The sequence below is a fragment of the Streptomyces sp. NPDC058240 genome (assembly GCF_042882135.1).
Lineage (GTDB): Bacteria > Actinomycetota > Actinomycetes > Streptomycetales > Streptomycetaceae > Streptomyces.
Genome location: NZ_JBHVWT010000033.1, coordinates 61,049 through 70,452, shown reverse-complemented (window position 1 = coordinate 70,452; position 9,404 = coordinate 61,049). Strand labels below are relative to the sequence as shown.

The 9,404-nt window shown below is 68.1% G+C and carries 9 protein-coding genes and 1 pseudogene; 4 read left to right on the top strand and 6 right to left on the bottom strand.

What is annotated here, in order from left to right; all coding sequences use genetic code 11:
* Positions 1-110 precede the first annotated feature (110 nt).
* Positions 111-923, bottom strand: coding sequence for a hypothetical protein (locus ACFVX4_RS32225; RefSeq protein WP_389984069.1), 813 nt, complete (start codon positions 921-923; stop codon positions 111-113).
* A gap of 96 nt (positions 924-1,019) precedes the next feature.
* On the opposite strand from ACFVX4_RS32225, the gene ACFVX4_RS32220 reads away from it, so the two are divergent.
* A complete protein-coding gene (locus ACFVX4_RS32220) occupies positions 1,020-1,820 on the top strand; it encodes a phytanoyl-CoA dioxygenase family protein (protein ID WP_389984066.1) in 801 nt (266 codons plus the stop codon).
* Positions 1,817-2,287, top strand: a pseudogene (locus ACFVX4_RS32215) (DUF6309 family protein); the annotation flags it as partial. The gene ACFVX4_RS32220 and the pseudogene ACFVX4_RS32215, both read left to right, overlap by 4 nt.
* A 42-nt stretch (positions 2,288-2,329) precedes the next feature.
* Here the strand turns inward: ACFVX4_RS32215 and ACFVX4_RS32210 are convergent.
* Positions 2,330-3,079, bottom strand: coding sequence for an SDR family oxidoreductase (locus ACFVX4_RS32210; protein ID WP_389984063.1), 750 nt, complete (start codon positions 3,077-3,079; stop codon positions 2,330-2,332).
* A gap of 90 nt (positions 3,080-3,169) precedes the next feature.
* Between ACFVX4_RS32210 and ACFVX4_RS32205 the strand changes: the two genes are divergently transcribed.
* Positions 3,170-4,504: an aspartate aminotransferase family protein gene (locus ACFVX4_RS32205; RefSeq protein ID WP_389984060.1), complete on the top strand. Its 1,335-nt coding sequence runs from the start codon at positions 3,170-3,172 to the stop codon at positions 4,502-4,504.
* A gap of 230 nt (positions 4,505-4,734) precedes the next feature.
* On the opposite strand, the gene ACFVX4_RS32200 is transcribed toward ACFVX4_RS32205, so the two are convergent.
* Complete coding sequence (locus tag ACFVX4_RS32200) at positions 4,735-5,223, bottom strand: DUF1524 domain-containing protein (protein ID WP_389984057.1); 489 nt, start codon at positions 5,221-5,223, stop codon at positions 4,735-4,737.
* Positions 5,224-5,383: 160 nt separating this feature from the next.
* Entirely contained in the window at positions 5,384-6,082 is a 699-nt protein-coding gene (locus tag ACFVX4_RS32195; RefSeq protein WP_389984054.1) for a 2-phosphosulfolactate phosphatase, read from the bottom strand.
* 568 nt (positions 6,083-6,650) lie between these two features.
* Between ACFVX4_RS32195 and ACFVX4_RS32190 the strand changes: the two genes are divergently transcribed.
* Positions 6,651-6,947: a hypothetical protein gene (locus ACFVX4_RS32190; protein WP_389984051.1), complete on the top strand. Its 297-nt coding sequence runs from the start codon at positions 6,651-6,653 to the stop codon at positions 6,945-6,947.
* Positions 6,948-7,110: 163 nt separating this feature from the next.
* On the opposite strand, the gene ACFVX4_RS32185 is transcribed toward ACFVX4_RS32190, so the two are convergent.
* A complete protein-coding gene (locus tag ACFVX4_RS32185) occupies positions 7,111-8,655 on the bottom strand; it encodes an FMN-binding glutamate synthase family protein (RefSeq protein ID WP_389984048.1) in 1,545 nt (514 codons plus the stop codon).
* Between the two features lie 374 nt (positions 8,656-9,029).
* Entirely contained in the window at positions 9,030-9,368 is a 339-nt protein-coding gene (locus ACFVX4_RS32180) for a hypothetical protein (RefSeq protein WP_389984045.1), read from the bottom strand.
* Positions 9,369-9,404: the final 36 nt, after the last annotated feature.

Genomic DNA, 9,404 nt, shown 5'->3' with positions numbered 1-9,404 from the left:
CACTCAACGCCTTCGACATCACCTTCGACGGCCGGCTCTCCGCAGCACGCCAGTAACTCCAACAACCTGAGTTACACCGCTCGTTTGACAGACCCCCTTGGCGCTGCTGCCTACTCAGTATCCGCCCATGCGGCACCCCTGAAAATCGCTATGGCGGAGAGGAAGAAGACACGAGTGCGGGAACTGCTCGACGAGGGGCACTTCCGCCCCGACGAGTCGGGGGGAGAGGGTGTTTCTCTTCCCTGAGCTGAGGAGCACCGGGCGTGGTGGGGCGGCGGGACGAGCAGGGTCAGGAGGTCCCGGGTGCGGTGCCCCAGCCGTCGAGGAAGTCGGCCAGGGCGCGGCGTTGTTCTTCCTCGCGGGCGATCTGCTGGGCGAGTACGGCGTGGTCGATGTACGGGGTGGTCGATGTACGGGGTGACGGCGGCGAGGACCAGGCGCTGGAGTTCGGCCGGTTCCAGGGCCTCAATCTCCCACTGCACGGGGTGTGCGGGGTCGAGGCCGTAGTGGTCGGCGAAGGCCGGCCATCTCGGGTCGCCGTGCTTGCCCTGGGCCGGGGGCAGCTCGTACTCGATGGTCTGCTCGCGGGTCAGGAGCACCCGGCGGACTTCGTCCCAGCAGTCTTCGGTGCGCCGGGCCCAGTCCCGTTCGATCTCCGCCCCGCTCGCGTCGAAGCCACCGCACCACAGGAGCGTGGGGCGGCCGTGCCGGGCGGTGCGGCGACGCACGACTTCGGCGTAGGACTGGGAGGCGAAGCCGCGGACCACCAGGACCGGGATGCCGTACTCGGCCAGCCAGGAGGTGAACATCTGCCGGAGGGTGTCCTTCTCTGCCGCGACGTACACCGACCGCTGGCCCTCGGTGCGGTCGAGGGCGAACCAGTCTGCGGCCTCGTGCAGGAGTGCCTCTTTCTGGCCATTCATCCCGTCATGCGCATGACGCATATCGGACTTGGATAGGAAACGCCGAACATTGTGGCGTCCGTGGCGCAACATCCGAGTGAACCGGGGGTCCAACACGTGAGTGGCACGCGTGCCAATGAGGTTCGGATTGAAAAATTCGCCGAGGACGGCTTTCTCGTCCTTCCCGGATTCCTGTCGGCCGACCTCGTCGACCGCCTCGCGCCGGAGGTCGACAAGTGGGTGGAGACAGGCTGGCGTCAGAAGTCCATCGATGCCTGTCTGCATCCGGGTGCTGAGTCGCCGCAGGTGGTCGAGCTGGACCTGCAGTCGCACGGTGAGCTCGCGGTGTATCCGCCGCTCTTGGACCTGCTCGGCCACCCCGACCTGCTGGGGGAGTCCTTCGTCTTCCACCACCTGCACAGCGACCGACGGCCGGCCGGGGGAGCCGGCAAGAGCTGGCACCACGACTACGAGCAACGGCCGCAGCGCGACCGCCGCTTACCGATGATCCACGCCCTGCACTACATAGGCGGGCTCAAGCCGGAGCTGGGTGGCTTGGCCGTGCTGCCGGGCTCGCACCGGGAAGTCGCGGAGAAGGACGCCCGCAGCCACCTGGTCACGGCGGTCCTGCCGGGCGAGGTGCTCGTCGACGACTTGCCGCCCGGGTCCACCGTCGTACTCCACTCGGCGCTCTTTCACACCCGCCGGGCCGCGTCAGCACCACAGACGAACGCGGGGCCGCGTTACATGATCGACAGCTCGTACTGCCGTACGGGCACGCTGTGGCCGCCTGTCAAGCCGTACTGGCGGCAAGTGCTGGGAGTGGCGCGCTCGCGCGGTCTGGACGCAGGACGTCCGGAGCTGTTCGCCGAACGGCACTTCGGTGAGTACGAAGAGGCGGGAAGGTGCAACGGATGAGGATTCTGGGAGCGGTCCGGTTCGAGATGGTCATCGGCCACTTCGCCCAGGAGCACCCCTTCGACGCGTCCGATCAGGCCAACACCAACGACGAGGCCGAAGGGCACATCCGCAACGGGCAGCGGGAGTTGGGCGGCCGTTGGCATCAGGTGCTGTTGGAGGGCCCGGAGGTGCGCGGTGTGGTGCTCCCCTGGCACCTGGGTGAGGACGGAGAGGTGGAGCTCGTCCCCAAGGCGGGGCTGACGGTGGCCGCGACGGCGGAGCGGCTGGCGGGGCGGGGCGCCTCGTACGAGCGCTCCAATCCGTTGTGTGCGCTCAAACTCGCACGTCAGAGCACGGCCCCCCGCCGCCCGTTGTTCCTGAGTACACGGCCCGTTTCGGGACGCGACTACGAAGGCCTGGCTGTCCGCGAGGGGTTGATCCATCTGGACGGGCTGCACCGCATGCTCGCCTGGGACCAGGCCGGGCAGCTGGTGTCCGGCAACTGGTTCCCCGCCTATGTGGCCGGGCTATCCCCGGCCCACGTAGGGCATGGCGCTGGGCATGACCAGGACGGACTGAATGTTCACCCCGAGCGGCAGAGCGGCCATGGTCCGCACCATGTCGACGACGTGCTTCACGTCCATGGTGGGTTCGACCCGCCGTGACCCGTCGGCCTGCAGGACGGCCGGCTGGGGGCGGTCCTCCGGGGTGACGTTGCCGATGTCGATCTGGCCGCAGGAGATGTCGTAGCGGCGGCCGTCCAAGGACAGCGAGCGCGTCATCCCCGCGACCGCGTGCTTGGCCGCGGTGAACGCGAGGGAGTCCGGCCGGGGAGCCTGAGCGGAGGGTGCTCCGTTGTTGATGATCCGTCCACCGCGCGGGGTCTGCTCCTTCATGACACGGAAGGCGGCGCGGGAACACAGGAAGGTCCCGGTGGCGATGGAGTCCATCACGCGGTGCCAGTCCTCGACACTCACGTCCTCCGTCGGGGTGTAGGGCATGACGTCGGCGGCGTTGTTGAACAGCACGTCCACCCGCCCGAACCGTTCCACCACGGACCTGAACAGGTCGTCCACCGCGGTGGCATCGGTGATGTCGGCGGGGAATGGGACGGCGCGGTCGCGGCCGGCGGCGTGCGTGAGCGCCGCCGTCTCCTCCAGCGGCTCCTTGCGCCGACCCACCAGGACCACCGTCCAGCCGTCCGCCAGCAAACCGAGCGCACACGCCCTCCCGATTCCGCTGCCCGCGCCAGTAACGACCGCCGTCTTCCCAGTCACGTCCCGCCCGTCCTCTCCTCAAACAATCCCCTGCGTATGAAGGGCTCTCCGAACGTGCCCAAGCATCCCTCACCCAAACAGGAGGCACATATGACCGGCCAAATAAGGGCGTTGGGCGGGACGGACGGCAGTCGCGCCTGGTTCGACCGGGCCAAGGCATCGCTGGCGGGCGGCATCAGCTCCTCCTCCAGACTGACCTCGACCGGCCCGCACCCCTACCCGCTCTACATCGCCAGTGGGTCCGGAACGCGCATCCGGGACGTCGACGGCAACGAGTACCTCGACTACCTCATCTCCTACGGCAGCGCGATCCTGGGCCATGCCGCCCCGGAGCTCACCGAGGCACTCACCGCCGTCCTGAGCACGGGCGCGATGTTCGGCACCTGCAACACTGCTGAAGTGGAACTCGCCGAGCTGATCTGCGAGATGGTGCCCTGTGCGGAGCTCGTCCGGTTCGCCAACTCGGGAAGCGAGGCGGTGCAAGGAGCCGTACGTGCCGCCCGCGGGTACACCGGGCGCTCGAAGATCCTCAAGTTCGAGGGCCACTACCACGGATGGTCCGACACCCTGGCCATCTCCAACCGCCCCGACACCTCAGAGGCCGGCCCCTACGCCACGCCGCACCCCGTACCCCACTCCCCGGGCATCCCGGCCGGGGTCGTCGACGACGTGGTCGTCTGCCCATGGAACGACCCCGCGGCACTCCGCACCCTCCTGGACGCCCACCGGGGCGAACTCGCGGCGGTCATCTGCGAGCCGATCGTCGCCAACAATGCCTGCACCATGCCCGATCCGGGCTACCTCGGCCTGCTGCGGGAGGAATGCACGGCACGCGGGATCGTGCTCATCTTCGACGAGGTCTGCACCGGATTCCGCACCGGCCCCGGAGGAGCCCAGACGCTGTTCGACATCGTGCCCGACCTCGCCGTCTTCTCCAAGGCGCTGGGTGGCGGCCTGCCGATCGCCGCGTTCGCCGGGCAGCGCCACGTGATGGAACCTCTGGCACGAGGGGACGTCAAGCACGGCGGCACCTACAACGCCTCGCCGCTGTGCGCCACGTCCGCGCTGGTCACCCTGCGCCACCTCAACCAGCCGGGGGTCACCAAGCACATCGAGGACAGCGGCCAGCGGCTCATGGAAGCGATCCGCCGTGCCGCCCACGACCGCCGCGTCCCCTGCGCGGTCCAGGGCGTCGGCGCCATGTTCCAGACCGTCTTCACCCCCGACGGCACTCCCACGCGCCAGTACCGCGAGCTGCTCCGCACCGACCAGGCCCGCTACCACGCCTTCCGCCACGAACTCCTCAAACGCGGGGTCCACGCCAACGCCTTCGCCATGGCCTGCTGGTTCGTCCCCGCCGCAGTCACCGACGACGACCTGGACGCCACGTGTGAGGCCACGGAAGAGGCCTTCAACGCCCTGTGACCTGCTGACATCGGGCCTCGGCGCCAGGCCCACCTGAGCGGCTCCGTCCACGTCATGAGAAGGGCAGTGCCCGTGCGGTTGCCAGAAGACCTGTCAGAGGAGACGGCGAACGACACCGATAGTCCCCGTACACCCGCCCCCGGCCGCCGTGCACCATGCGTCTGTCCCTCGGCCGGCGCCCCCGAGGGAAAGCTGCGGCTCAGCAGCGCGGACGCAGACGGGCGGTAGCACTAGCCGGGCTTGCCCTGGAGGGGTGCGCTGGGCTGAGTAGACGTGCTTGGCCATTTCTCGGGGTCCTTGTCGTCCTTCCCCCGGTTGCTGTTGGGCGACACCGCGGTCAGCTGCGGGTGGACCAGGTCGTTGGCGAAGGCGCGCCGCTCGGGTGTCGACCACGCGGATGCCCCGGAGCGCCATGCTTCCTTGAGGGGGACGATGTGGTCGATGTCGATGTCGATGTCGATGTCGATGTCGATGTCGATGTCGATGTCGATGTCGATGTCGATGTCGATGTCGATGCCGGAGGCGGAGGCGAAGTCGATCGTGCGGCCGTCGTACTCCGAGTACCAGGTGCCGGACACGGCCCGGCACTGGTCGTCCTGCACCACGTCCTGGCCATCTCTCTGCAGCACGACCTCGCGCGAGTCGTAGGTGCCGTACTGGGTGATCCAGTGCGGGAACTTCGCCTTGCTGTATCCGGGGACGTCGTCCTCATCGGCCACGACGAGGTCCGCGAGCAGCTCACGGGCCTTGACGGCGTCGGGAGGTTCGGGGAGTTCGCGGAGGGATGGTGCCTGACCGGCGGGGGCCTGACGGGCGGGAGCGTGCGGAGGCCGCCGCGGTGGTGGTGGTGGTGGTGGTGGGGTGGTCGCGCTGGAGGGGTCAGCGGATAGCGGACGGGATGTCAGGCACCGCAACGGGACGGAGCACCGTTAGAGACTCTTCCTGGCGAGCCATCATCGCAAAGGGGAACCTGTCGATTTCCAAGCAGAGATCGACATCGTCCGGGTGGTATCCGCTCCGCAGCCCACCGGCAAGATCGGCCGCAGCACGAGAAGCCCTCGCGCGGTGGAGATATGGGGCCGCCTCGACATCGCCTCCGGCCATACATTGACCGATGTATTCAGCGCAGGCCAGGTCCTCGTCGGCCTGGCCTCCCTCGCCGGTCACGACGAACGTCACCGGGCCGGAATCCTTGGTCTGCAGGAACCGCGCGGTCGGGCCGGCCACCACGAAGCTCGCGCACAAGACCAGCGGTGCGTTCGCGACGGCCAGCGCGCCCACGGTCCCTGCCGTCGTCTTCTGCACCAGCGTGCGGCCAGCGAAATCGCATGATCTGAGCAAGCCAGGTGAGTTCACCGCGTCGAAGCCCGCTGCTGGAGCTCCGTCCTTCAGAGCCAGCCAACCCGAGCGGCTCTCCTTCAAGGCAAGTGCCTCACTCTCCGTTGAGGCCAGGACGATCCTCTCGACGCCACGCGAGAAGGCCCAGGCAGCCACGGTGAAGGCGCGCATGACGTCGATGACGACAGCAACACGGGGAACGCCGGCCAACTCTGGGATGCCAACGAAGTGATGGTCCATCGCACCATTCTGACGCCCCTGGATCATCCGAAGGGCACGATTGATCCGGCTGCCGTCGGGGCGACGGTCAGCAAAGCGGCTCTGGTGCCCGCCGGATCCCGTCGGATCGGGCGCGGATGCGCACCGTCCGTGGCGCCGGTTCACGTGGAGACGGGGAAGGGCAGTGCCTTGTTTGACGGGCTTTGTCAGGTGTCTGGTCATGAGGGTGATCGTGGACCAGGCGATGTGCGCCTCGCTGTGCTGGATGAGTCGGCAGCGAGTTCCCAGTCGGGATAGCCGCCATCGCCGCCCGCAGCCGCAGGAAGATCGGGCCCACAGACACCTTCACCAGGCCTTCGCCTTCCCCTGATCTGACGATCTCTTCGAATCGGTCGGTGTTCATCCAGGCCTTGGGCCCGCAGCAAGGCTTCGCGAACCGCGGCGGAAACCGTGGCGGATCGGCGCCGCCCTCGGTGAGGCCGAGGCGGCCGAGTACTGATACCAACAGACCGGGCTCGACATCTACCCGGCTCCCGGACAGCAACAGCCCGGAAACAACGGAGGGAACTCTGCGGGCGGACCCGGGCCGATGTCGGACTCCGACGCCGGCACGCCCACCGTCCTGCGGGTGTTCAGGAATCTGATGAAGCGGACCAGCCGCCCTCGGACCGAGGTCGTCAACGCCCTGATGCACTACCTGCCGACCGCGGTGGCCGTCGGCTACGTCACCGACGAACCGGACATCGACCTGCCGCTGCCCGGCCCCGAGTTCGCCGAGCAGATCGGTGTGCTGCTCGCGGCCGCCGGCAGCATGACCAGCCCGGCGAGATCGGGGCGGTGCTGCTCCAAGCCACCGCTTCCCCCCGCCGTTTACGGGTGCGTGTGAGGGATGCCCGACACGCCCGCGAGCACGTCATGGCGGGACGCTACGGGATGTCGCCGTGCCAGTCCCACCTGCCCGGGTCAACAGGCCGTGGCTCGTAGTCGGCCCGGCCGACCGCCCCGTACCGCCCGACCTCGCAGATCAGGCACCGGCAACTCGTCACGCGTCAGCCGGCAGGCTTCTGGAGAGGGGTCGGTTTGGTGGTGAGCAGCGCGGTGATCTCCTGGGCGAGCTCCGGGCCGAGTTCGCCCCAGCCGTCCTTGTAGCCGTAGACGCTCGCCAGGGTGCGGGCGTCGTAGTCGCCGTTCATGATCTCGATGTCGTTGGTGGTGATGAGTGCCGGGTGGGCGACGCCGACAGCTCCCGAGACCTTCAGCAGCTCCTTACGCAGGGTGCGCAGGTAGACAGCGGCCCGGGTGGCCTTCGAGGGCGCGTCGACGCCGCGCACCAGCCACGGATCCTGGGTGGCGATGCCGGTGGGGCACTTGTCGGTGTGGCATTTCTGCGCCTGGATGCAGCCGATGGACAGCATTGCCTCGCGGGCGACGTTGATCATGTCGACACCCAGGGCGAAGGCGACGGCGGCGTTCTCGGGCAGGCCGAGCTTGCCGGAGCCGATGAAGGTGAGATCGTCGGTCAGACCCCGCTCGGCGAACGTGCTGTAGACGCGGGAGAAGCCCATCCGGAACGGCAGCGACACCGAGTCGGTGAAGATCAGAGGAGCCGCCCCGGTGCCGCCCTCGCCTCCGTCGATGGTCACGAAGTCGACCCCGCGATCACCACGAGCCATCAGCATGGCCAGCTCCTGCCAGAAGCTCATCTCCCCCACAGCGCTCTTGATCCCGACCGGCAGACCGGTCTCGGTAGCGAGTAGCTCCACGAAGTCGAGCATCGAGTCGACGTCGTGGAACGCGGTGTGCCGAGAGGGGGAGGCGCAGTCCTTGCCGGCCGGGATGCCGCGGATCTTGGCGATCTCGGGGGTCACCTTCGCGCCCGGCAGCATCCCACCGAGCCCCGGCTTGGCGCCCTGGGAGAGCTTGATCTCTATCGCCTTGACCGGGGCTCCTGTGACCACGTCCTTGAGCTTGTCGAGGTTGAAGGTGCCGTCCTCGTTGCGGCAACCGAAGTACGACGTCCCGATCTGGAGGACGAGGTCACCGCCGTTGCGGTGGTACTGCGAGAGGCCGCCCTCGCCCGTGTTCTGCATCGCGCCGGCCAGCGCCGCGCCCTTGTTGAGCGCCGTGATGGCCGCGCCGGACAGCGATCCGAAGCTCATCGCCGAGATGTTCACGACGCTCGTCGGCCGGAACGCCTTGGCGCGCCCGCGCGGGCCGCCCAGCACCTTGGCCGAGGGCAGCGGGGCCTGCGGGTCGTACAGATCGGGCAGCGTGCCGGCGAACGTCCGCTGCTTCACGTACGCGTGCCCTTGCACGTGCTCGACGTCTACGTCGGTTCCGAACCCGAAGTAGTTGTTCTCTTCCTTCGCCGACGCATAGATCCAGGTGCGCTGGTCACGGCTGAACGGGCGCTCTTCCTCGTTGGACGTCACGACGTACTGGCGCAGTTCCGGCCCGATCGTCTCCAACAGGTACCGGGCGTGCCCGATCACGGGGAAGTTTCTGAGCAGTGCGTGCTTCTTCTGGATGAGGTCGCGGGCAGCCACCAGCGCCAATGCTGTTGCGGCGGCCGCGCCGATGCTCCGAGCGCGCATGAACGTTCCTCTCCTCGGCTGCTTGATACCCAACTCCATCGCTGTACGACGGACGTCGTGGGCGTTGGGCGGCGGACACGGCCAGGCAGGCATCGGCGTCCGACGACGAAACGCCACATGATGTTAGAGGTCTCGCGGATGGGCGGACGGGGCAGGGTGCGTGAGTCCGGCCGCGCCGCTGGCATCCCGGGCCTTGACCCCGGTTCCCGGACAGCCGAGACACTTGGATCTTGATGGTCCAGGAGAACGGATGTCCCGTGGTCATGAAGCACTCTCCGCAGCGGCAGCCATGAGGCACCGGTCCCACTGACGGTCGACCAGGCGGGCGAGTCCGATCAGTACGCCGTTGCAGAAGACCCCAACCCCGGACAGTCCTACCAGTTCTTCACCTCGGCCGGCACGGCGCCGTCGACTTCGAGCGCGTACAGCTTCGAGCGGGATCCGGTGTGCGGGGCGATGGTCCCCTCCCCCTCAACCGTCTTCAGGTCGTCGACGTACTGCTCGGGACTGGAGGAGGCCCTGCGGCGCATCGCCTCGGGAAACCCCTTCATCGAGCACACCGGGCAGCGGCCCGGGTAATCACAGACCGGTTCTCCCCGGCGCACCACGCTCGTGCCAGCCCCGACCAGAGCACGGTCGGCCTTCAACAGCACCGCGTCCAGCTCGGTGCTCTCCCACACCACCACCGCCTCGGTGAAGGCGGCACTCGCCATGTCCCGGACGGTGACGACACCGCCTTCTCCGCACCA

Bases quoted from the DNA above. Each gene is read 5' to 3' on its own strand.
- ACFVX4_RS32225 (WP_389984069.1), bottom strand. From the start codon at position 923: ATGAATGGCCAGAAAGAGGCACTCCTGCACGAGGCCGCAGACTGGTTC.
- ACFVX4_RS32205 (WP_389984060.1), top strand. From the start codon at position 3,170: ATGACCGGCCAAATAAGGGCGTTGGGCGGGACGGACGGCAGTCGCGCC.
- ACFVX4_RS32195 (WP_389984054.1), bottom strand. From the start codon at position 6,082: ATGGACCATCACTTCGTTGGCATCCCAGAGTTGGCCGGCGTTCCCCGT.
- ACFVX4_RS32190 (WP_389984051.1), top strand. From the start codon at position 6,651: ATGTCGGACTCCGACGCCGGCACGCCCACCGTCCTGCGGGTGTTCAGG.
- ACFVX4_RS32185 (WP_389984048.1), bottom strand. From the start codon at position 8,655: ATGCGCGCTCGGAGCATCGGCGCGGCCGCCGCAACAGCATTGGCGCTG.
- ACFVX4_RS32180 (WP_389984045.1), bottom strand. From the start codon at position 9,368: ATGGCGAGTGCCGCCTTCACCGAGGCGGTGGTGGTGTGGGAGAGCACC.